This is a genomic window from Klebsiella sp. JN_Kp122, from assembly GCF_040062085.1.
In the GTDB taxonomy this organism is placed as follows: domain Bacteria; phylum Pseudomonadota; class Gammaproteobacteria; order Enterobacterales; family Enterobacteriaceae; genus Klebsiella; species Klebsiella aerogenes.
In genome coordinates this window covers 180,101-202,388 of record NZ_JBEAHW010000047.1, presented here as the reverse complement: position 1 = coordinate 202,388, position 22,288 = coordinate 180,101, and the positions used below count along the sequence as shown (strand labels likewise).

Annotated in this window: 16 protein-coding genes and 1 pseudogene; 16 read left to right on the top strand and 1 reads right to left on the bottom strand. The window is 56.0% G+C overall.

Features of this window, described 5'->3' with window-relative positions:
• The 12 genes from serC to ABLU78_RS21820 all read left to right on the top strand — a co-directional run bounded on the left by serC (window position 1) and on the right by ABLU78_RS21820 (window position 14,101).
• Entirely contained in the window at window positions 1–1,089 is a 1,089-nt protein-coding gene (gene serC, locus ABLU78_RS21875; RefSeq protein WP_020079259.1) for a 3-phosphoserine/phosphohydroxythreonine transaminase, read from the top strand.
• 74 nt (window positions 1,090–1,163) lie between these two features.
• Window positions 1,164–2,447, top strand: a complete 1,284-nt coding sequence (gene aroA, locus ABLU78_RS21870; protein WP_020079258.1) for a 3-phosphoshikimate 1-carboxyvinyltransferase — start codon at window positions 1,164–1,166, stop codon at window positions 2,445–2,447.
• A 193-nt stretch (window positions 2,448–2,640) separates the two neighbouring features.
• Complete coding sequence (cmk, locus tag ABLU78_RS21865) at window positions 2,641–3,324, top strand: (d)CMP kinase (RefSeq protein ID WP_015367471.1); 684 nt, start codon at window positions 2,641–2,643, stop codon at window positions 3,322–3,324.
• A gap of 137 nt (window positions 3,325–3,461) precedes the next feature.
• On the top strand, window positions 3,462–5,135 hold the full coding sequence (gene rpsA, locus ABLU78_RS21860; RefSeq protein ID WP_015367470.1) for a 30S ribosomal protein S1: 1,674 nt from the start codon (window positions 3,462–3,464) through the stop codon (window positions 5,133–5,135).
• A 150-nt stretch (window positions 5,136–5,285) separates the two neighbouring features.
• A complete protein-coding gene (gene ihfB, locus ABLU78_RS21855; protein WP_004100704.1) occupies window positions 5,286–5,573 on the top strand; it encodes an integration host factor subunit beta in 288 nt (95 codons plus the stop codon).
• Between the two features lie 205 nt (window positions 5,574–5,778).
• Window positions 5,779–8,034, top strand: a complete 2,256-nt coding sequence (locus ABLU78_RS21850; protein ID WP_048228606.1) for a ComEC family protein — start codon at window positions 5,779–5,781, stop codon at window positions 8,032–8,034.
• Between the two features lie 45 nt (window positions 8,035–8,079).
• The gene (msbA, locus tag ABLU78_RS21845) at window positions 8,080–9,828 is read left to right on the top strand and encodes a lipid A ABC transporter ATP-binding protein/permease MsbA (RefSeq protein WP_015704886.1); all 1,749 of its coding nucleotides are present in this window, start codon (window positions 8,080–8,082) and stop codon (window positions 9,826–9,828) included.
• Window positions 9,825–10,805: a tetraacyldisaccharide 4'-kinase gene (lpxK, locus tag ABLU78_RS21840; RefSeq protein ID WP_048228607.1), complete on the top strand. Its 981-nt coding sequence runs from the start codon at window positions 9,825–9,827 to the stop codon at window positions 10,803–10,805. The genes msbA and lpxK overlap by 4 nt, the downstream gene beginning before the upstream one ends.
• Before the next feature lie 54 nt (window positions 10,806–10,859).
• Window positions 10,860–12,089: a winged helix-turn-helix domain-containing protein gene (locus tag ABLU78_RS21835; protein ID WP_323806247.1), complete on the top strand. Its 1,230-nt coding sequence runs from the start codon at window positions 10,860–10,862 to the stop codon at window positions 12,087–12,089.
• A gap of 62 nt (window positions 12,090–12,151) precedes the next feature.
• Window positions 12,152–12,334 carry a protein YcaR gene (gene ycaR, locus ABLU78_RS21830; RefSeq protein WP_015367465.1) on the top strand — a complete coding sequence of 61 codons (183 nt, stop codon included), beginning with the start codon at window positions 12,152–12,154 and terminating at the stop codon, window positions 12,332–12,334.
• Window positions 12,331–13,077: a 3-deoxy-manno-octulosonate cytidylyltransferase gene (gene kdsB / locus ABLU78_RS21825; protein WP_015367464.1), complete on the top strand. Its 747-nt coding sequence runs from the start codon at window positions 12,331–12,333 to the stop codon at window positions 13,075–13,077. Before ycaR ends, kdsB begins: the two co-directional genes overlap by 4 nt.
• A 130-nt stretch (window positions 13,078–13,207) precedes the next feature.
• Entirely contained in the window at window positions 13,208–14,101 is an 894-nt protein-coding gene (locus ABLU78_RS21820) for a YcbJ family phosphotransferase (RefSeq protein WP_032706173.1), read from the top strand.
• Here ABLU78_RS21820 and elyC read toward each other — a convergent pair.
• Window positions 14,078–14,857, bottom strand: a complete 780-nt coding sequence (gene elyC / locus ABLU78_RS21815) for an envelope biogenesis factor ElyC (RefSeq protein ID WP_015704890.1) — start codon at window positions 14,855–14,857, stop codon at window positions 14,078–14,080. The two genes, ABLU78_RS21820 and elyC, sit on opposite strands and share 24 nt — an antisense overlap.
• A 121-nt stretch (window positions 14,858–14,978) precedes the next feature.
• Between elyC and cmoM the strand changes: the two are divergent.
• The 4 genes and pseudogenes from cmoM (at window position 14,979) to mukB (ending at window position 22,235) form a co-directional block, all read left to right on the top strand.
• Window positions 14,979–15,783: pseudogene (cmoM, locus tag ABLU78_RS21810) on the top strand (tRNA uridine 5-oxyacetic acid(34) methyltransferase CmoM).
• Window positions 15,780–17,102: a chromosome partition protein MukF gene (gene mukF / locus ABLU78_RS21805; protein WP_015367460.1), complete on the top strand. Its 1,323-nt coding sequence runs from the start codon at window positions 15,780–15,782 to the stop codon at window positions 17,100–17,102. Before cmoM ends, mukF begins: the two are co-directional and overlap by 4 nt.
• Window positions 17,083–17,787 carry a chromosome partition protein MukE gene (gene mukE / locus ABLU78_RS21800; protein WP_015367459.1) on the top strand — a complete coding sequence of 235 codons (705 nt, stop codon included), beginning with the start codon at window positions 17,083–17,085 and terminating at the stop codon, window positions 17,785–17,787. The genes mukF and mukE overlap by 20 nt, the downstream gene beginning before the upstream one ends.
• Window positions 17,787–22,235 carry a chromosome partition protein MukB gene (mukB, locus tag ABLU78_RS21795; RefSeq protein ID WP_032711296.1) on the top strand — a complete coding sequence of 1,483 codons (4,449 nt, stop codon included), beginning with the start codon at window positions 17,787–17,789 and terminating at the stop codon, window positions 22,233–22,235. The genes mukE and mukB overlap by 1 nt, the downstream gene beginning before the upstream one ends.
• Window positions 22,236–22,288 lie beyond the last annotated feature (53 nt).

Sequence of the window (22,288 nt, the reverse complement as noted above, 5' to 3'; positions counted from 1 at the left end):
ATGGCTCAGGTCTATAACTTTAGTTCGGGCCCGGCAATGCTGCCGGCAGAAGTTCTCAAACTGGCGCAACAGGAACTGTGCGACTGGCACGGTCTGGGGACGTCGGTAATGGAAATCAGCCATCGTGGTAAGGAGTTTATCCAGGTGGCTGAAACGGCAGAACAGGATTTCCGCGATCTGCTCAACATCCCTTCCAACTATAAAGTGTTGTTCTGTCATGGCGGCGGTCGCGGCCAGTTTGCCGGGATCCCGTTAAATCTGCTGGGTGACAAAACGACAGCAGATTATGTGGATGCTGGCTACTGGGCGGCAAGTGCGGTGAAAGAAGCGCAAAAATACTGCACGCCAAACGTTATTGATGCGAAAACCACCGTTGACGGCCTGCGAGCCGTTAAACCGATGAGTGAATGGCAGTTGACGCCGGGCGCGGCTTACCTGCACTTCTGTCCAAATGAAACCATTGATGGTATCGCTATCCACGAAACGCCAAACTTTGGCGATGATGTGGTCGTTACCGCGGATTACTCCTCCAGTATTTTGTCGCATGAAATTGACGTCAGCCGCTATGGCGTGATTTACGCTGGCGCGCAGAAGAATATCGGCCCGGCAGGGTTAACGCTGGTTATCGTGCGTGAAGATCTGCTGGGTAAAGCCAGCGTCGCCTGCCCATCGATCCTTGATTACACCGTGCTGAACGCCAATGATTCAATGTTCAACACGCCGCCGACCTTCGCCTGGTATCTGGCGGGGCTGGTATTTAAATGGCTGAAAGAGCAGGGCGGCGTCGCTGCGATGGATAAAATCAACCAGCAGAAGGCTGAATTGCTGTATGGCGTGATTGATAATAGCGATTTCTATCGTAACGATGTTGCCGCGGCCAACCGCTCGCGGATGAACGTGCCGTTCCAACTGGCGGATAGCGCGCTGGACAAACTGTTCCTTGAAGAATCTTTTGCGGCTGGTCTGCATGCGCTGAAGGGCCACCGCGTGGTGGGCGGTATGCGCGCTTCTATATACAATGCGATGCCGCTGGCCGGCGTCAAGGCGCTTACCGACTTCATGCAGGACTTTGAACGTCGTCGCGGCTAATTGCTGAGCGCTTATTTTCATCCCCGCGGCCGGTCTGCGGGGTTTTTATTCTGTTTTTTTGAGAGTCGAGTTTCATGGAATCCCTGACGTTACAACCCATTGCGCGCGTTGATGGCACCGTAAACCTACCCGGGTCAAAAAGTGTTTCTAACCGCGCTTTGCTGCTGGCGGCATTAGCCCACGGCACCACCGTGCTGACCAATTTGCTGGACAGCGATGATGTTCGCCACATGCTTAATGCGCTTAACGCCCTGGGAGTTCACTATACCCTGTCCGCCGATCGTACTCGCTGTGAAGTCACCGGCAACGGCGGTCCGCTTCAGGCCAGCGGCGCGCTGGAGTTGTTTCTCGGTAATGCTGGTACGGCGATGCGCCCACTGGCGGCGGCGTTGTGCCTCGGCGACAACGATATTGTGCTGACCGGCGAACCGCGAATGAAAGAGCGACCGATAGGCCACCTGGTCGATGCGTTACGCCAGGGGGGCGCGCAAATTGAGTATCTGGAGCAGGAAAACTATCCGCCTCTGCGCCTGCGCGGCGGTTTCAATGGCGGCCAGGTGGAAGTCGATGGCAGCGTCTCCAGCCAGTTCCTTACCGCTTTACTGATGACTGCGCCGCTGGCGCCGCAGGACACGACAATCGCGATTAAAGGCGACCTGGTGTCCAAACCTTACATCGACATCACGCTGCACCTGATGAAAACCTTTGGCGTTGACGTTGAAAACCACAACTACCAGCGCTTTGTCGTACGCGGCAAGCAACAGTATCAGTCGCCGGGCGACTATCTGGTGGAAGGTGATGCTTCTTCAGCCTCTTATTTCCTTGCTGCCGGCGCGATTAAAGGCGGTACGGTAAAAGTGACCGGGATTGGCCGCAATAGCGTTCAGGGCGACATTCGCTTTGCCGATGTGCTGGAAAAAATGGGCGCGACAATTACCTGGGGCGACGATTTCATCGCCTGTACCCGCGGTGAGCTGAATGCTGTCGATATGGATATGAACCATATCCCGGATGCGGCAATGACTATCGCCACTGCGGCGCTATTCGCGAAAGGCACCACGGTGCTACGCAATATTTACAACTGGCGGGTGAAAGAGACCGACCGCCTGTTCGCGATGGCCACTGAACTGCGTAAAGTGGGCGCCGAAGTAGAAGAGGGCGAAGATTATATTCGTATTACGCCGCCTGAGACGCTGAAATTTGCTGAAATCGGTACCTACAACGATCACCGCATGGCGATGTGCTTCTCGCTGGTGGCCTTATCGGCGACGCCGGTCACTATCCTTGATCCGAAATGCACGGCGAAAACGTTCCCGGATTATTTCGAGCAGTTGGCGCGAATTAGTACCCTCGCGTAAAGTCTGTTCTGTCCTTTAAGGTAAAGCTTTGTCATCTTGCGGGCTGGTATTCTGCCAGCCCGCTATAATTGCGCAATTCTTCTACATTTAATTTCTTCTATTCCGTAATTTGCACGCAATGCTCACTTTCTGGCGCATTGATGCGTATAATGCGCGGCGTTTATATTCATGCGCCTTGCTGAAGGAGAAAAAGATGACGGCAAATGTTCCGGTAATCACCATTGATGGACCTGGCGGTGCGGGTAAGGGCACGTTGTGCAAGGCAATGGCGGAAGCGCTTGGCTGGCATCTGCTGGATTCCGGGGCCATTTACCGCGTTCTTGCGCTGGCAGCCTTACATCATCACGTAGACGTCGAGTCAGAAGAGGCGCTGGTTCCGCTGGCAGCTCATCTCGATGTGCGGTTTATTTCTACTGACGGCAACCTGGAAGTGGTGCTGGAAGGCGAGGATGTCAGCGCAGAGATCCGTACCCAGGAAGTGGCCAATACCGCCTCTAAGGTCGCGGCTTTCCCACGTGTACGTGAAGCGCTGCTGCGCCGTCAACGCGCCTTCCGCGAACTGCCTGGCCTGATTGCCGACGGCCGCGATATGGGCACCGTCGTGTTCCCGGATGCGCCGGTTAAAATTTTCCTCGATGCATCGGCGGAAGAACGTGCCCAGCGCCGCCTGCTACAGTTGCAGGAGAAGGGTTTTAGTGTTAACTTTGAACGTCTTTTGTCCGAGATAAAAGAGCGTGACGATCGCGATCGTAATCGTGCTGTGGCGCCGCTTGTCCCGGCCGCTGATGCATTAGTTCTCGATTCCACTGAACTAAGCATTGAGCAAGTAATTGAAAAAGCGCTACAATATGCGCGCGAAAAACTGGCTATCGCTTAACCGTTAACCGGCAAAGCGTCGCAAGCCTCCGAATTATAGCAGTACCCCCGCAGCAACGGAGTGTTAGCGGGTATGTTAAACAACCCCATCCGGCACGGAGCCAGGTGGACGTTAAATATGAAACCTGAAGATTAAACATGACTGAATCTTTTGCTCAACTATTTGAAGAATCCTTAAAAGAAATCGAAACCCGCCCGGGTTCCATCGTTCGTGGTGTTGTTGTTGCTATCGACAAAGATATCGTACTGGTTGACGCTGGTCTGAAATCTGAGTCCGCCATCCCGGCTGAGCAGTTCAAAAACGCCCAGGGCGAGCTGGAAATCCAGGTTGGTGACGAAGTTGACGTTGCTCTGGATGCAGTAGAAGACGGCTTCGGTGAAACCCTGCTGTCCCGTGAGAAAGCTAAACGTCACGAAGCTTGGATCACGCTGGAAAAAGCTTACGAAGACGCTGAAACTGTAGTCGGTGTTATCAACGGCAAAGTTAAAGGTGGCTTCACTGTTGAGCTGAATGGTATTCGTGCGTTCCTGCCGGGTTCCCTGGTAGACGTTCGTCCGGTGCGCGACACGCTGCACCTGGAAGGCAAAGAGCTTGAATTCAAAGTCATCAAGCTGGACCAGAAACGTAACAACGTCGTTGTTTCTCGTCGTGCCGTTATCGAATCCGAAAACAGCGCAGAGCGCGATCAGCTGCTGGAAAACCTGCAGGAAGGCATGGAAGTCAAAGGTATCGTTAAGAACCTCACTGACTACGGTGCATTCGTTGATCTGGGCGGCGTTGACGGCCTGCTGCACATCACCGATATGGCCTGGAAACGCGTTAAGCATCCGAGCGAAATCGTAAACGTTGGCGACGAAATCACTGTTAAAGTGCTGAAGTTCGACCGCGAGCGTACCCGTGTATCCCTGGGCCTGAAACAGCTGGGCGAAGATCCGTGGGTAGCTATCGCTAAGCGTTATCCGGAAGGTACCAAACTGACCGGTCGCGTGACCAACCTGACCGACTACGGCTGCTTCGTTGAAATCGAAGAAGGCGTTGAAGGCCTGGTTCACGTTTCCGAAATGGATTGGACCAACAAAAACATCCACCCGTCCAAAGTTGTTAACGTTGGCGATGTAGTGGAAGTTATGGTTCTGGATATCGACGAAGAACGTCGTCGTATCTCCCTGGGTCTGAAGCAGTGCAAATCTAACCCATGGCAGCAGTTCGCGGAAACCCACAACAAGGGCGACCGTGTTGAAGGTAAAATCAAGTCTATCACTGACTTCGGTATCTTCATCGGCCTGGACGGCGGCATCGACGGCCTGGTTCACCTGTCTGACATCTCCTGGAACGTTGCAGGCGAAGAAGCAGTTCGTGAATACAAAAAAGGCGACGAAATCGCTGCAGTTGTACTGCAGGTTGACGCAGAACGTGAGCGTATCTCCCTGGGCGTTAAACAGCTGGCGGAAGATCCGTTCAACAACTACGTTGCTCTGAACAAGAAAGGCGCTATCGTAACCGGTAAAGTAACTGCAGTTGATGCTAAAGGCGCAACCGTAGAACTGGCTGACGGCGTTGAAGGTTACCTGCGTGCTTCTGAAGCATCCCGTGACCGCGTTGAAGATGCAACTCTGGTTCTGAGCGTTGGCGACGAAGTTGAAGCTAAATTCACCGGCGTTGATCGTAAAAACCGCGCAATCAGCCTTTCTGTTCGTGCGAAAGACGAAGCTGACGAGAAAGATGCAATCGCAACTGTTAACAAACAGGAAGATGCAAACTTCTCTAACAACGCAATGGCTGAAGCTTTCAAAGCAGCTAAAGGCGAGTAATCTTAGTTATTCAGGCCACAACGGCCTGAATAATGACGAGTTTACTTGACAGATTGTAGGATTCGTCCTGTAATCAAGCACAAAGGGCGGCTACGGCCGCCCTTGTTTAAGCTGTAAGCTAACTTTGCCTTGAAGGAAACCGGAGGAAAAATGACCAAGTCAGAATTGATAGAAAGACTTGCCAGCCAGCAATCTCATATCCCGGCGAAAGCGGTGGAAGATGCTGTTAAAGAAATGCTGGAGCATATGGCCTCAACGCTTGCTCAAGGTGAGCGCATTGAAATCCGCGGTTTCGGCAGCTTCTCTCTGCACTATCGAGCACCTCGCACCGGGCGTAACCCGAAGACTGGCGATAAAGTGGAACTGGAAGGTAAATACGTTCCTCACTTTAAGCCCGGGAAAGAACTACGCGACCGCGCCAATATTTACGAAGAGTAAGTTTTTCCGCATCAGGCAAAGACTTACTTAATAAAAAAGCACCTGAGGGTGCTTTTTTTATGTCTGTTTTTCGCGTCCGCTCGCAAAACTTTTGTTACCTGATAGCAAGCGCCAACATTTCCCGGATAGCGCGACGCAACGCCATTCTTTTATGCATGATCATGGTGGCGAATTGTCTGACACTCCCCGATAACAGGGAGGTGTTATGCGATTACCACATCTGGCAGGCTGCGCCATAATCGGAATTTCGCCGCTGCTTTGGCTACCGGCGCTACCGAATATGCTAAGCGTCTGGTGCTTGATTGGCGCTGCGCTAATCATTGCAACGCTGCGCAAACCTTGCACAACGTATGCCGCATTGACGTTGCTATTTTTCGTATGGGGAATATTACATGCCCGGCAAGCGCTGTGGCCCACTGAACATATTCCCGGTCGCAACCGACAGGCCGTTATTGAACTGGTCGCAGGTGATGGCCTGACGAGCTGGCAAGGCAAGATAATTCGTCTTGAGGGTCGGCGTTTATATCCTGCGGTTGGGATTACCCTCTACGGCAGCGAACTACCTGAACCCGGTTGCGCCGGGCAGCGATGGCTGATGACCATCCGCGCTCGTCCGGTACATGGACAGTTAAATGAGGGCGGCTTCGATAGCCAGCGCTACGCTCTTGCACAGCATCGCCCGCTTAGCGGACGTTTTCTAAATGCCTCATCGCTTGATTCACGTTGTAGCTTCCGGGCTCGCTATCTGGCCTCGTTAAACCGCACACTCGCTGAGTATCCATGGAAAACGGTGATGCTGGGGCTGGGAATGGGGGAGCGCCTGGCAGTTGCGGATGAGATAAAAAGATTAATGCAGGAGACGGGAACCTCCCATTTAATGGCTATCTCCGGCCTGCATATTGCGCTGGGGGCGTCGCTTGGCTGGTTGCTGGTTCGTGGAATACAGTTCTTTCTTCCGTGCCGCTGGATAGGCTGGCGGATACCGCTGCTTGTCGGGTTAGGCTGCGCGCTGTTTTACGCCTGGCTTACCGGCATGCAACCCCCGGCGCTGCGTACCTGTGCGGCCTTAAGCGCAGGATGTCTGTTAAGGCTACAGGCCTGGCGTTGGTCGCCGTGGCAAATCTTTTGCTGTTGTATTGCGGCAATACTGTTGGCTGATCCGCTGGCGATGATTTCAGAAAGCCTGTGGTTATCGGTGTTTGCGGTTGCTGCGTTGATTTTCTGGTATCAGCTTGCGCCGCTTCGCCGGCTCCGCTGTCGTTCACCGTGGCGGCAACTGTTGGCGCTGGGCCACCTGCAATGCGGCCTGATGCTACTGCTGGCGCCACTGCAGATAGGGCTTTTTCATGGGATTAGCCTGACTTCATTGATAGCAAACCTGGTTGCCGTTCCGCTGGTGACATTTCTGATAGTCCCGCTGATTTTAGCGGCGATGCTACTGCATCTAAGCGGCCCGGTGTTGCTTGAAATGGCGTTATGGCAACTCGCCGATCGTCTGCTGGCAATATTATTCTGGTTCTTACGCCATTTGCCTGCCGGATGGTTATCGCTTGACGAACGGTGGTTGGCGATCAGTGTACTACCGTGGCTGGCGCTCCTGGCATGGCGTTTTCAGGCCTGGCGTCAGATGCCGTTACTCTGTATGAGCGGCGTGGCGCTACTCAGTTGGCCCTTCTGGCGCACCGCGACGCCAGGCGAGTGGAGAGTGACGATGTTGGATGTCGGACAAGGGTTAGCGATAGTCATTGAGCGTCAAGGGGCGGCAATGCTGTACGATACCGGCCCCGCCTGGCCGGGAGGCGATAGCGGCCAGCGACTCATCGTGCCCTGGTTGCGCTGGCGCGGTCTCCATCCGGAAGGGGTCATCCTGAGCCACGAACATCTTGATCATCGCGGTGGTCTGAATGCGCTCATTAAGGCGTGGCCGCATCTCGTGATTCGCAGTCCGCTTAAGCTGCGTGGACATCTACCCTGCCACAGAGGAGAAACCTGGCGCTGGCGAGGGCTTCGATTTCAGGCGCTTTGGCCGTTGCCTGCGGGTGAGCATAAAGGAAACAATGGTTCCTGTGTGGTTAGGGTCGATGACGGCAAGCGCAGCGTTTTACTTACCGGTGATATCGAAATTCCGGCCGAACAGAAAATGATGAGTCATTACTGGCAGCATCTTACGTCTACACTTATTCAGGTTCCGCACCACGGTAGTAATACATCATCCAGTCTGACATTACTGCAGCGGGTAGGAGGAGAGGCGGCCATCGCATCGGCAGCGCGGTACAATGCCTGGAAGATGCCTTCCAGTAAGGTCGTGCAGCGTTATCGCCAACAGGGGTATCTGTGGTTTGATACTCCGCACTCAGGGCAAATTACGCTTATTTTTTCTCCAGATGGTTGGCAAATCCAGAGCTTACGGGATCAACTTTTACCTCGTTGGTATCATCAGTGGTTTGGCGCAGAGGCGTAGAACGGGTAGAATATGCGGCTATTTCAACATAAGCTGGTTTATTGAATGCAGAACGATAAAGATCTCTCCACGTGGCAGACCTTCCGCCGACTTTGGCCGATGATAGCGCCGTTTAAAGCCGGGCTAATCGTAGCGGCCGTGGCGTTGGTGCTTAACGCGGCAAGTGATACCTTCATGTTATCGCTTCTTAAACCGTTATTGGATGATGGTTTTGGTAAAACGGATCGCTCAGTGCTGTTATGGATGCCGCTGGTGGTGATCGGTTTGATGGTGCTTCGCGGCATCAGTAGCTATATCTCGAGCTACTGTATCTCCTGGGTTTCCGGCAAAGTGGTAATGACGATGCGTCGCCGCCTGTTCGGTCATATGATGGGCATGCCCGTCGCCTTCTTCGACAAACAGTCCACCGGGACGTTGCTGTCGCGTATCACTTACGACTCCGAACAGGTTGCTTCATCTTCCTCCAGCGCGTTGATAACCGTAGTGCGTGAAGGGGCCTCAATTATTGGCCTGTTCGCCATGATGTTCTATTACAGCTGGCAATTGTCGCTGATTCTTATCGTGCTGGCGCCGATTGTGTCAGTCGCGATTCGGGTGGTTTCGAAGCGTTTTCGTAATATCAGTAAGAATATGCAGAACACCATGGGGCAGGTGACCACCAGCGCGGAACAGATGCTCAAAGGGCATAAAGAAGTGCTGATGTTCGGCGGTCAGGAAGTCGAAACCAAGCGTTTTGACAAGGTCAGTAATAAGATGCGCCTGCAGGGGATGAAAATGGTCTCCGCGTCCTCTATCTCCGACCCGGTCATTCAGCTGATTGCCTCTCTGGCTCTGGCCTTTGTGCTTTATGCGGCGAGCTTCCCAAGCGTCATGGAAACCCTGACCGCCGGTACCATCACCGTGGTCTTTTCTTCGATGATCGCGCTAATGCGTCCGCTGAAATCCCTGACTAACGTCAACGCGCAGTTCCAGCGTGGGATGGCGGCATGTCAGACGCTGTTCTCCATTCTGGATTCCGAGCAGGAGAAAGACGAAGGCACGCGCGTGATTGAGCGCGCCAAAGGTAACCTGGAGTTCCACAACGTCACCTTTAGCTATCCTGGTCGCGAAGTTGCCGCGCTGCGTAACATTAATCTGAGCATTCCGGAGGGGAAAACCGTTGCATTGGTCGGGCGATCCGGCTCAGGTAAATCCACTATTGCCAGCCTGATTACTCGTTTCTACGACGTTGACGAGGGACAGATCCTGCTGGATGGTCACGATCTGCGCGAGTACAAACTGAGCTCCCTGCGCGATCAGGTGGCGTTGGTTTCGCAAAATGTGCATCTGTTTAATGACACCGTCGCTAATAACATCGCCTATGCGCGTACCGAAGAGTACACCCGTGAGCAAATTGAAGAAGCGGCGCGTATGGCCTATGCGATGGACTTTATCAACAAGATGGATAACGGTCTGGACACGATTATCGGCGAGAATGGCGTCATGCTCTCCGGCGGTCAACGTCAGCGTATCGCTATTGCGCGTGCGCTGCTGCGCAACAGCCCTATCCTGATCCTCGATGAAGCCACCTCGGCGCTGGATACCGAGTCGGAACGTGCGATTCAGGCGGCACTGGATGAACTGCAGAAAAACCGCACTTCACTGGTTATCGCCCACCGCCTGTCAACTATCGAACAGGCTGACGAAATCGTGGTGGTAGAAGATGGCCGCATTGTTGAACGCGGTAGCCATCTGGATCTGCTGGAACATAAAGGCGTTTACGCGCAGCTACACAAGATGCAATTCGGTCAATGATAGCGCGCATCTGGTCCGGCGAATCGCCGCTCTGGCGGCTATTGCTGCCGCTCTCCTGGCTGTATGGCCTGGTGAGCGCTTTCATTCGCCTTAGCTATAAGCTGGGGTGGAAAAAAGCCTGGCGCGCGCCGGTGCCTGTAGTCGTGGTCGGTAACCTGACCGCCGGCGGCAACGGTAAAACGCCGGTGGTGGTGTGGTTGGTGGAGCAACTACAGCAGCGCGGTATTCGCGTCGGCGTGGTGTCTCGCGGTTACGGCGGCAAAGCCGACAGCTATCCGTTGGTTCTGGATGACGCGACCAGTACGGCGCAGGCAGGCGATGAACCGATGTTGATTCATCAGCGTACCGGCGCGCCGGTAGCGGTTTCTCCGCTACGCAGCGACGCGGTAAAAGCGTTATTGGCCGCACACGATTTGCAAATTATTGTTACCGATGACGGTCTGCAGCACTATAAGCTGGCGCGGGATGTAGAAATTGTCGTGATTGACGGTGTACGCCGCTTTGGCAACGGCTGGTGGCTGCCGGCCGGGCCGATGCGCGAGCGCGCATCCCGTTTGCAAAGCGTCGATGCCGTTATCGTCAACGGCGGGGTCGCCCGCCCGGGTGAAATTCCGATGCAGTTGCGTCCCGGCATGGCGGTGAACCTGCTTACCGGCGAGCGTCGCGATGTTGCGACCCTCGATAACGTAGTAGCGATGGCCGGCATTGGCCATCCGCCGCGCTTTTTCGCGACGCTAGAAAACTGCGGCGTGCGGCCGGTGAAAACCGTGGCGCTGGCGGATCATCAGGCGCTGAGTCAAAGCGCTGTCGCCGCATTGGTAACCCCGTCGCAGACGTTGTTGATGACCGAGAAAGACGCGGTAAAATGCCGTGAATTCGCCGCCGCTAACTGGTGGTATCTGCCGGTTGACGCCATAATGACCGATGATCGCGCACAGCGGTTGCTCGCGGACTTAGTGACGCTGGCGCAACGTTAACCTGCGTGCTGGCTTTGCTCGCCGCTGTGCTTGAATCCCCTACGGAGAACCTGCATGTCGGTATTGCAACTGTCGCTAAAAGAGGCTCGCCATCTTCATCTTGCGGCGCAGGGGTTACTGAAAAAGCCCCGACGTCGCGCTCGCCAGACTGACATCCTTTCCACCATCCAGCAGATATCGCTGCTGCAAATCGATACGATCAACGTGGTCGCCCGTAGCCCTTATCTGGTGCTGTTTAGCCGCCTTGGTAGCTATCCGCAGCACTGGCTGGATGATTCCTTGCGTAGCGGCGAACTGATGGAATACTGGGCGCATGAAGCCTGTTTTTTGCCACGCAGCGATTTCGCCCTCGTGCGCCACCGGATGTTGAATCCCGACAAGATGGGCTGGAAATACCATAAAGAGTGGATGCTCGAGCATGCCGCGAGCATAGAAGAGTTGCTGGAGCATATTGCGCAAAATGGCCCGGTTCGCTCGGCGGATTTTTCCCATCCACGTAAAGGCGCCAGCGGCTGGTGGGAGTGGAAACCACATAAACGTCATCTGGAAGGGTTGTTCACCGCCGGCAAACTGATGGTCGTTGAGCGGCGTAATTTTCATCGCGTCTATGATTTAACCCATCGTGCGATGCCGCACTGGGATGATGGGCGCGATGCGCTCTCCCGTCAGGAGGCCGAGTCCATTATGCTGCGCAACAGCGCGCGCAGCCTGGGCATTTTTCGCCCGCAGTGGCTGGCCGATTATTATCGTCTACGCCAGCCTGCATTACCGGCGCTGCTGAAGGGCTGGCAGGATGAGGGGCTGGTGGTGCCGGTCATGGTTGAGGAACTGGGTGAGATGTGGCTGCATCGCGATCTGCAAGCTGTGCTGGAATCGGCATCCGGCGGTAAGTTAACCGCCAGCCACAGCGCCGTGCTCTCGCCGTTTGATCCGGTAGTCTGGGACCGTAAACGCGCCGAGCAGTTATTCAACTTCAGCTATCGGCTGGAATGTTATACCCCAGCGCCGAAACGGCAATACGGCTACTTTGTACTACCGTTGCTGCATCAGGGAAAACTGGTTGGCAGGATGGACAGCAAGTTGCACCGTAAGGGCGGCGTGCTGGAGATCTTTTCGCTGTGGCTGGAAGAGGGGGTTAAAGTGACTGCCGGGCTGGAGAGCGGACTCCAGCGAGCAATTAATGATTTTGCGCGCTGGCAAGGGGCAGAAGAGGTTGTGCTGCGCCAGTTACCCGCGGCGCTATTTGCTAACCAGCGGCAAGGTTGGGGTGTTGATGCCGCGTGATACGCGGGCTACCATCCTGTGATATGCTGCTGCCAAATCTATTCGGTCCATCAGGAGGAATCATGGATCACCGTTTACTCGAAATTATCGCCTGCCCGGTTTGTAACGGTAAGCTGTACTACAGCCAGGATAAGCAAGAGCTTATCTGCAAAGCCGACAGCCTGGCCTTCCCGCTGCGCGACGGGATCCCGGTACTACTTGAAAACGAAGCGCGCTCGCTCGCGGTAGAAGAGAGCCAGCCATGAGTTTTGTCGTCATTATTCCCGCGCGATTTGCCTCCACGCGCCTGCCGGGGAAACCTCTGCAGGATATCAACGGTAAGCCGATGATCGTCCATGTACTGGAACGCGCCCGCGAATCCGGCGCGGATCGCATTATCGTCGCCACCGATCATGAAGATGTCGCGCGTGCGGTTGAAGCCGCGGGCGGCGAGGTTTGCATGACCCGCGCCGATCATCAGTCCGGCACCGAACGTCTGGCGGAAGTCGTTGAAAAATGTGCTTTCAGCGATGACACTATCATCGTCAATATTCAGGGTGATGAACCGATGATCCCGTCGGCGATCGTGCGCCAGGTGGCGGAAAACCTTGCGGCCAGCACCAGCGGGATGGCAACGCTGGCGGTGCCTATCCACGATGCCGAAGAAGCATTTAACCCGAATGCGGTCAAAGTGGTCATGGATGCCGACGGCTATGCGCTCTATTTTTCTCGAGCGACTATTCCCTGGGATCGCGATCGTTTTGCAAAATCGCGCGAAGAAATTGGTGATTCCCTGCTGCGCCATATTGGTATTTACGCTTATCGCGCCGGTTTTATTCGCCGCTACGTCAGCTGGGCGCCAAGCCCACTGGAGCAAATTGAGATGCTCGAACAGCTGCGCGTACTATGGTACGGCGAAAAAATCCACGTCGCGGTGGCGGAAGTGGTTCCTGGCACCGGCGTTGATACGCCGGAAGATCTGGAGCGCGTCCGCGCCGAGCTGCGTTAATCCTTGCCGTCCCCTTCGGCTGAAGGGGACATATTTCTGCCTCTAATTAGCCCATTTTTGATCTTATCCGCTGACAAGTCGCCCCCAGACGCTCATTATGAAAACAGTAGTCTTCATGAGGGTATCTATGATGGAACAGTTGCGAGCCGAACTGAGCCACCTGCTTGGCGAGAAGCTAAGCCGCGTGGAGTGCGTTAGCGAGAAACCCTCGTCAGCGCTATGGTCGCTGTATGATGCGCAGGGAAACCCAATGCCGCTGTTGGCGAAAAGCTTTACCACGCCCGGCGTGGCGCGCCAGCTGGCGTGGAAAATTTCGCTGCTTGCCCGTAGCGGCACCGTTCGTATGCCGGTGGTATACGGCGTCATGACGCATGAAGAACATCCGGGACCTGACGTATTGCTCATTGAACGGTTACGCGGCGTTTCAGTGGAAGCGCCAGCGCGCACGCCCGAGCGTTGGGAGCAGCTGCAGGATCAGATTGTCGAGGGGTTACTGGCGTGGCATCGGCATGATAGCGGCGGCTGTGTGGGGATGGTCGATAGCACTCAGGAAAACCTCTGGCCGCACTGGTATCGCCAGCGGGTAGAAATGCTGTGGAGCACGCTCAACCTCTATCATGACACCGGGCTAACGATGCAGGATAAGCGCATTTTATTCCGCAGTCGTGAGAGCCTGCCGCAGTTGTTTAGCGATTTCAACGATAACTGCGTACTGGTCCATGGCTGCTTTACGCTACGAAGTATGCTCAAAGACGCGCGCAGCGATCAGCTGTTGGCGATGGTCGGTCCGGGGATGATGCTGTGGGCGCCGCGGGAGTACGAACTGTTCCGCCTCGCCGACGGCGGATTAGGGGAGCAGTTACTATGGCGCTACCTGCAGCGGGCGCCGGTAGCGGAGTCTTTCGTCTGGCGGCGTTGGCTATATCAGTTATGGGATGAAGTCGAAAATCTGGTGAATACCGGGCGCTTCGATCGCGCCCGTTTCTCGCTTGCCGCGAAATCAATCCTGCCCTGGATCGCCTGACGCTCCCTTCAGCCACTGCCAGCTTCGTCCCAGGGTCTCGTAAATCGCGCGTTCGCTGTGCATCAGCCAATACGGTGACGGCAGCGCGCGTTCCCAGGGGTTAAGCGCCGATTCCACCGCCAACTGGTTGGCTGGCGCCGGTAATGGATTCAGTCCGGCATGGCGGAAAAATATCATCGCTCGCGGCAGATGCGAGGCGGATGTCACCAGCAGGAATGGCGCGCCGCCGATGGCTTTTTTTACTTCAGCCGCCTCCTGTTCGGTATCTTTTGGTCGGTCAAGGACGATAATCGCGCTGCGCGGTACGCCGAGGCTTTCGGCGACGCGCGCCCCCGCCTCGGCGGTACTAACCGGGTTGGTTTTGGCCGCCGCGCCGGTAAAGATCATTTTCGCGCCTGGGTTTTCCCGCCACAGGCGGATCCCCTCAGCCAGCCGCGGCAGGCTGTTGTTGATCAGATTGGAGCTCGGCGCCCACTGCGGATTCCAGGTATAGCCGCCGCCCAGCACCACGACATACTCAACGGATTGGCCGCCACGCCAGGTCGGGTAGCTTTTTTCGATAGGTTTTAACAACCCGTCGGCCACCGGCTGCAGGCTTAACAGCGTCAGCAACAGCCAGCTCAGGGTGACCAGCGCTTTGCCGGTTTTTTGAAAACGGCTGCGCCATAGCAGAATGATGCCGATCGCCATCAGCAATAACAGCAGAGGAAGCGGCAGCATCATGCCGCCCAATACCTTTTTCAGTGTGAAAAGCATCCCGAATGGTTCCTTTTTTAACCATATAACCAAAGTTATATACGGATCTTATAACAGATCGCTTCATTATCGCCGTGGGTATGACAAAATAGCGGTTTTGTGTTGGCTTGTGGAGTCGTCCGTGCAGGATCGCAATTTTGATGACATCGCTGAAAAGTTTTCGCGCAATATTTATGGCACCACCAAAGGCCAACTGCGCCAGGCGATCCTTTGGCAGGATCTGGAACCGCTGCTCGCGCAGATGGGGCCAGGGCCGTTGCGGGTACTTGATGCCGGCGGCGGCGAAGGGCAAACGGCGATCCGCGTCGCGGAATTAGGCCATCACGTGACGCTATGCGATCTTTCCGCCGAAATGGTGGCTCGTGCTCAGCAGGCCGCCTGCGATAAAGGTGTGATCGACAACATGCATTTTGTACAATGCGCGGCGCAGGATATTGCTCAGCATTTGGAAAGCCCCGTCGATCTGATACTGTTTCATGCGGTGCTTGAGTGGGTCGCGGAACCGCAGGAAATGTTGCGCACGCTGTGGTCGGTATTGCGCGCGGGCGGCGCGCTGTCGTTAATGTTCTACAATGCTAACGGCCTGCTGATGCACAATATGGTTGCGGGAAACTTCGACTACGTGCAAATCGGCATGCCGAAAAAGAAAAAACGCACGCTGTCGCCGGATTATCCGCGCGATCCGCAGCAGGTATACGGCTGGCTGGAAGCTCTCGGTTGGCAGATAACCGGTAAAACCGGCGTGCGGGTGTTTCATGATTATCTGCGTGAGAAACGTAAACAGCATGACAGCTTTACTGCGCTGCTGGAGCTGGAAACGCGCTACTGTCGCCAGGAGCCGTATATCAGCCTGGGCCGCTATATTCATGTCACTGCGCTTAAGAAAGATCCAGGCGCACAGCCGCAGATGCAAGGATAAACTATGAGTGAATTTTCCCAGACAGTCCCCGAACTGGTTGCCTGGGCCAGGAAAAATGATTTTTCCATCTCGCTGCCGGTCGACAGACTCTCTTTTCTGCTGGCTGTCGCCACGCTGAACGGCGAGCGGCTGGAAGGGGAAATGACCGAGGGAGAACTGGTGGACGCGTTCCGCCACGTCAGTGATGCGTTTGAGCAGACCAGCGAAACCATCAGCCAGCGCGCCAATAACGCCATCAACGATATGGTGCGCCAGCGTCTGCTGAACCGCTTTACCAGCGAAATAACGGAAGGGAATGCGATCTACCGCCTGACGCCGTTAGGTATTGGCATTACCGACTACTATATTCGCCAGCGTGAATTCTCCACCCTGCGTTTGTCGATGCAGCTGTCGATTGTGGCCGGCGAACTGAAGCGGGCTGCGGATTCCGCGGATGAGGGCGGCGATGAATTCCACTGGCATCGCAACGTCTTTGCGCCGCTGAAATATTCGGTGGCGGAAATCTTCGATAGTATCGATCTGACTCAACGCATCATGGATGAGCAGCAACAGCAGGTGAAAGACGATATCGCTCAGTTGCTGAACAAAGACTGGCGCGCGGCGATTTCCAGCTGCGAACTGTTGCTGTCCGAAACCTCCGGTACTCTGCGCGAATTGCAAGATACTCTGGATGCGGCGGGCGATAAGCTGCAGGCCAACCTGCTGCGTATCCAGGACGCCACCATCGCGCGCGACGATCTGCATTTTGTCGACCGTCTGGTGTTCGACCTGCAAAGCAAGCTCGACCGTATTGTCAGCTGGGGTCAACAGGCTATCGACCTGTGGATCGGTTACGATCGTCACGTACATAAATTTATCCGTACCGCCATCGATATGGATAAAAACCGCGTTTTCGCCCAGCGTTTGCGTCAGTCGGTACAGACCTACTTCGACGCACCGTGGGCGCTGACCTATGCCAGCGCCGACCGTTTGCTGGATATGCGCGATGAAGAGATGGCGCTGCGCGATGAAGAAGTCACCGGCGAGCTGCCGGCAGACCTTGAATTCGAGGAGTTCAACGAAATTCGCGAGCAGCTGGCCGCGCTGATTGAAGCGCAGCTGGCGGTCTACAAAGAGAAGGGTATGCCGCTGGATCTCGGCCTGGTGGCGCGAGAGTTTCTGGCGCAGTATCCGCGCGCGCGTCACTTTGACGTCGCGCGAATCGTCGTTGACCAGGCGGTACAGCTGGGCGTCGCCCAGGCAGATTTCACCGGACTGCCGGCAAAATGGCAGCCGATTAATGATTACGGAGCCAAGGTACAGGCGCATGTCATTGACAAATATTGAACAAGTGATGCCAGCTAAGCTGGCGCAGGCGTTGGCCAATCCGTTATTTCCGGCGCTGGACAGCGCCCTGCGTGCGGGCCGCCACATTGGCCTGGATGAGCTGGATAATCACGCATTTTTGATGGATTTTCAGGATTACCTGGAAGAGTTTTACGCGCGCTACAACGTTGAGCTGATTCGCGCGCCGGAGGGGTTCTTCTACCTGCGTCCGCGCTCCACGACGTTGATCCCGCGCTCGGTATTATCAGAGCTGGATATGATGGTCGGCAAAATTCTGTGCTACCTCTACCTCAGCCCCGAACGTCTGGCTAATGAAGGCATCTTCACTCAGCAAGAGCTCTACGATGAGCTGCTGACGCTGGCGGATGAAAGCAAATTGCTGAAGCTGGTCAACAACCGTTCCACCGGTTCCGACCTCGACCGCCAGAAGCTGCAGGAAAAAATGCGCGCGTCCCTCAACCGCCTGCGCCGCCTCGGCATGGTGTGGTTTATGGGCCACGACAGCAGTAAATTCCGCATCACCGAATCGGTGTTCCGCTTTGGCGCTGACGTGCGCGTTGGCGACGATCCGCGCGAAGCGCAGCTGCGCATGATCCGCGACGGCGAAGCGATGGCGCTGGAGAATCACCTGCAGCTCAATGATGAGAATGAAGAGAATCAGCCGGATAGCGGGGAGGAAGAATAATGATTGAACGCGGTAAGTTTCGCTCGCTGACGCTGGTTAACTGGAACGGTTTTTTTGCCCGGACCTTCGATCTTGATGAGCTGGTAACCACCCTTTCCGGGGGTAACGGTGCCGGTAAATCCACGACCATGGCGGCTTTCGTCACGGCGCTGATCCCGGATTTAACCCTGCTGCACTTCCGTAACACCACCGAAGCGGGCGCTACCAGCGGTTCGCGCGATAAAGGCCTGCACGGTAAACTGCGCGCCGGCGTCTGTTACTCGGTGCTTGACGTGATCAACTCGCGCCACCAGCGCGTGGTGGTTGGCGTGCGTCTGCAGCAGGTTGCCGGGCGCGACCGTAAAGTCGATATTAAGCCATTTGCCATCCAGGGATTGCCAACCTCGATCCAGCCGACCCAACTGTTGACCGAAACCCTTAACGAGCGCCAGGCGCGCGTCGTGAGCCTCAACGAGCTGAAAGAGAAGCTCGACGCGATGGAAGGGGTGCAGTTCAAACAGTTTAACTCGATTACCGAATATCACTCGCTGATGTTTGATTTGGGCGTGGTAGCGCGTCGTCTGCGTTCAGCATCCGATCGTAGCAAATACTACCGCCTGATTGAGGCCTCGCTGTACGGCGGGATCTCCAGCACCATTACCCGCTCCCTGCGCGATTACCTGCTGCCGGAAAACAGCGGCGTACGTAAGGCATTCCAGGATATGGAAGCGGCGCTGCGTGAAAACCGTATGACGCTGGAAGCGATTCGCGTTACCCAGTCCGATCGCGATCTGTTTAAGCACCTTATCAGTGAAGCCACCAACTACGTGGCGGCGGACTACATGCGTCACGCCAACGAGCGGCGCATCCATCTGGATAAAGCGCTGGAGTACCGTCGCGAGCTCTTTACCTCGCGTTCGCAGCTGGCGGCAGAGCAGTACAAACATGTCGATATGGCACGCGAGCTGCAGGAGCACAACGGCGCAGAAGGCGATCTGGAAGCCGACTACCAGGCCGCCAGCGATCACCTGAACCTGGTACAAACCGCGCTGCGTCAGCAGGAAAAAATCGAGCGCTACGAGGCGGATCTCGACGAACTGCAGATCCGTCTGGAAGAGCAAAATGAAGTGGTGGCGGAAGCCGCCGACCAGCAGGAAGAGAACGAAGCCCGCGCCGAGGCCGCCGAACTGGAAGTGGATGAGCTGAAGAGCCAGCTCGCCGATTACCAGCAGGCGCTCGACGTGCAGCAGACTCGCGCCATTCAGTACAATCAGGCGCTACAGGCGCTGGAACGCGCGCGCGCGCTGTGTCACCTGCCGGATCTAACCGCCGACAGCGCCGACGAATGGCTGGAAACGTTCCAGGCGAAAGAGCTGGAAGCGACGGAAAAAATGCTGTCGCTGGAACAGAAAATGAGCGTGGCACAAACCGCGCACAGCCAGTTTGAACAAGCGTATCAGCTGGTTGCGGCGATCAACGGGCCGCTGGCGCGTAATGAAGCCTGGGATGTGGCGCGTGAATTACTACGCGACGGCGTCAACCAGCGTCATCTGGCGGAGCAGGCGCATGGGCTGCGTAGCCGTCTCAACGAGCTGGAACAGCGTCTGCGTGAACAACAAGACGCCGAGCGCCAGCTGGCCGAATTCTGTAAGCGCCAGGGCAAACGCTACGATATTGACGATTTGGAAACGCTGCATCAGGAGCTGGAAGCGCGCATTGCCTCATTGGCCGACAGCGTCTCTAACGCTCAGGAACAGCGCATGGCTCTGCGTCAGGAGCTTGAGCAGCTGCAGTCGCGTACCCAGACGCTGATGCGCCGAGCGCCGATTTGGCTGGCGGCGCAAAACAGCCTCAACCAACTGTGCGAGCAGTGCGGCGAGCAGTTTGAATCAAGCCAGGACGTCACCGAATACCTGCAGCAACTGCTGGAGCGCGAGCGCGAAGCCATTGTTGAGCGCGATGAAGTCGGCGCCCGCAAGCGCGCCATTGACGAAGAAATTGAGCGTCTCAGCCAACCGGGCGGCTCTGAAGACCCGCGTCTGAACGCGCTAGCGGAGCGCTTTGGCGGCGTGCTGTTGTCGGAAATCTATGACGACGTTAGCCTCGACGATGCGCCGTACTTCTCCGCGCTGTATGGCCCATCGCGCCATGCGATCGTGGTTCCGGATCTGTCACAGGTGGCGGAGCAGCTCGAAGGGCTGGAAGATTGCCCGGAAGACCTGTATCTGATCGAAGGCGATCCGCAGTCCTTCGATGACAGCGTATTCAGCGTCGATGAGCTGGAAAAAGCGGTGGTGGTGAAGATTGCCGACCGCCAGTGGCGCTATTCGCGTTTCCCGACGCTGCCGCTGTTTGGCCGCGCCGCCCGTGAAAACCGCATCGAAACGCTGCACGCCGAGCGTGAAAGTCTCTCCGAGCGTTTTGCTACGCTGTCGTTTGACGTGCAGAAAACGCAGCGCCTGCATCAGGCCTTCAGCCGCTTCATCGGTAGCCATCTGGCGGTTGCCTTCGATGACGATCCGGAAGAAGAGATCCGTAAACTCAATAGCCGCCGCGGCGAACTCGAGCGTGCGCTGAATGCGCATGAAAGTGATAACCAGCAGAACCGCGTCCAGTACGAGCAGGCGAAAGAGGGCGTGTCGGCGCTTAACCGCCTGCTGCCGCGTCTGAATCTGCTGGCCGATGAGACGCTGGCCGATCGCGTAGATGAAATCCAGGAGCGTCTGGACGAAGCGCAGGAAGCGGCGCGCTTTATCCAGCAGCATGGCAATCAGCTGGCGAAACTGGAACCGATCGTCTCGGTACTGCAGAGCGACCCGGAACAGTTCGAACAGCTGAAAGAAGACTATGCCTACTCACAGCAAATGCAGCGCGATGCGCGCCAGCAGGCTTTCGCGTTGGCGGAAGTCGTGCAGCGCCGCGCCCACTTCAGCTACTCTGACTCGGCGGAGATGCTCAGCGGCAACAGCGATCTCAACGAAAAGCTGCGCCAGCGCCTGCAACAAGCAGAATCCGAACGTAGCCGCGCTCGCGAAGCGATGCGTAGCCACGTTGCGCAGTTGAACCAGTACAACCAGGTGCTGGCGTCGCTGAAAAGCTCGTATGACACCAAGAAAGAGCTGCTCAACGATCTGTATAAAGAATTGCAGGATATCGGCGTACGTGCCGATGTCGGCGCGGAAGAGCGTGCGCGTGCGCGTCGTGATGAGCTGCATATGCAGCTGAGCAACAACCGCTCCCGTCGTAATCAACTGGAGAAAGCGTTGACCTTCTGCGAAGCGGAGATGGACAACCTGACCCGCAAACTGCGCAAGCTGGAGCGCGATTACTGCGAAATGCGCGAGCAGGTGGTGAGCGCTAAAGCGGGATGGTGCGCGGTGATGCGTCTGGTGAAAGACAACGGCGTGGAACGTCGTCTGCACCGCCGCGAGCTGGCCTATCTCTCCGCCGACGAACTGCGTTCGATGTCGGATAAGGCGCTGGGCGCGCTGCGTCTGGCGGTCGCCGATAACGAACACCTGCGCGACGTCCTGCGTATTTCGGAAGATCCGAAACGTCCGGAGCGCAAAATTCAGTTCTTCGTTGCGGTTTATCAGCATCTGCGCGAGCGAATCCGCCAGGATATTATTCGCACTGACGATCCGGTAGAAGCGATCGAGCAGATGGAAATCGAGCTCAGCCGTCTGACCGAAGAGCTGACCAACCGCGAACAGAAGCTGGCAATTAGCTCCCGCAGCGTGGCGAATATCATTCGCAAGACCATCCAGCGTGAACAGAACCGTATTCGCATGCTCAACCAGGGGCTGCAGAGCGTATCGTTCGGCCAGGTCAACAGCGTGCGTCTGAACGTCAACGTGCGCGAGACCCACTCGACGCTGCTGGATGTCCTGTCTGAACAGCATGAGCAACATCAGGATCTGTTTAACAGCAATCGCCTGACCTTCTCGGAAGCGCTGGCCAAACTGTATCAGCGCCTGAATCCGCAGATTGACATGGGGCAACGTACGCCGCAAACCATCGGTGAGGAACTGCTCGACTACCGCAACTATCTGGAGATGGAAGTGGAAGTTAACCGTGGTTCAGACGGCTGGCTGCGTGCGGAGTCCGGCGCGCTGTCGACCGGTGAAGCGATCGGTACCGGGATGTCGATTCTGGTGATGGTGGTGCAGAGCTGGGAAGATGAATCCCGTCGCCTGCGCGGCAAGGATATCTCGCCTTGCCGTCTGCTGTTCCTCGATGAAGCTGCGCGTCTGGATGCTCGCTCTATCGCCACGCTGTTCGAACTGTGCGAACGTCTGGAGATGCAGCTGATTATCGCGGCTCCGGAAAATATCAGCCCGGAAAAAGGCACCACCTATAAACTGGTGCGTAAAGTGTTCAATAATCACGAACATGTACACGTTGTCGGGCTGCGCGGTTTTGCCGCGCCGGTACCGGAAGCGCTGCCTGGAACCGCTGACGCCTCCTGAAAGGGCGTCGATTAATAGGAAAAAGGGTGACAATTTGTCGCCCTTTTTGTTTT

Bases quoted from the DNA above. Each gene is read 5' to 3' on its own strand.
- serC (WP_020079259.1), top strand. From the start codon at position 1: ATGGCTCAGGTCTATAACTTTAGTTCGGGCCCGGCAATGCTGCCGGCA.
- aroA (WP_020079258.1), top strand. From the start codon at position 1,164: ATGGAATCCCTGACGTTACAACCCATTGCGCGCGTTGATGGCACCGTA.
- cmk (WP_015367471.1), top strand. From the start codon at position 2,641: ATGACGGCAAATGTTCCGGTAATCACCATTGATGGACCTGGCGGTGCG.
- rpsA (WP_015367470.1), top strand. From the start codon at position 3,462: ATGACTGAATCTTTTGCTCAACTATTTGAAGAATCCTTAAAAGAAATC.
- ihfB (WP_004100704.1), top strand. From the start codon at position 5,286: ATGACCAAGTCAGAATTGATAGAAAGACTTGCCAGCCAGCAATCTCAT.
- ABLU78_RS21850 (WP_048228606.1), top strand. From the start codon at position 5,779: ATGCGATTACCACATCTGGCAGGCTGCGCCATAATCGGAATTTCGCCG.
- msbA (WP_015704886.1), top strand. From the start codon at position 8,080: ATGCAGAACGATAAAGATCTCTCCACGTGGCAGACCTTCCGCCGACTT.
- lpxK (WP_048228607.1), top strand. From the start codon at position 9,825: ATGATAGCGCGCATCTGGTCCGGCGAATCGCCGCTCTGGCGGCTATTG.
- ABLU78_RS21835 (WP_323806247.1), top strand. From the start codon at position 10,860: ATGTCGGTATTGCAACTGTCGCTAAAAGAGGCTCGCCATCTTCATCTT.
- ycaR (WP_015367465.1), top strand. From the start codon at position 12,152: ATGGATCACCGTTTACTCGAAATTATCGCCTGCCCGGTTTGTAACGGT.
- kdsB (WP_015367464.1), top strand. From the start codon at position 12,331: ATGAGTTTTGTCGTCATTATTCCCGCGCGATTTGCCTCCACGCGCCTG.
- ABLU78_RS21820 (WP_032706173.1), top strand. From the start codon at position 13,208: ATGGAACAGTTGCGAGCCGAACTGAGCCACCTGCTTGGCGAGAAGCTA.
- elyC (WP_015704890.1), bottom strand. From the start codon at position 14,857: ATGCTTTTCACACTGAAAAAGGTATTGGGCGGCATGATGCTGCCGCTT.
- mukF (WP_015367460.1), top strand. From the start codon at position 15,780: ATGAGTGAATTTTCCCAGACAGTCCCCGAACTGGTTGCCTGGGCCAGG.
- mukE (WP_015367459.1), top strand. From the start codon at position 17,083: ATGTCATTGACAAATATTGAACAAGTGATGCCAGCTAAGCTGGCGCAG.
- mukB (WP_032711296.1), top strand. From the start codon at position 17,787: ATGATTGAACGCGGTAAGTTTCGCTCGCTGACGCTGGTTAACTGGAAC.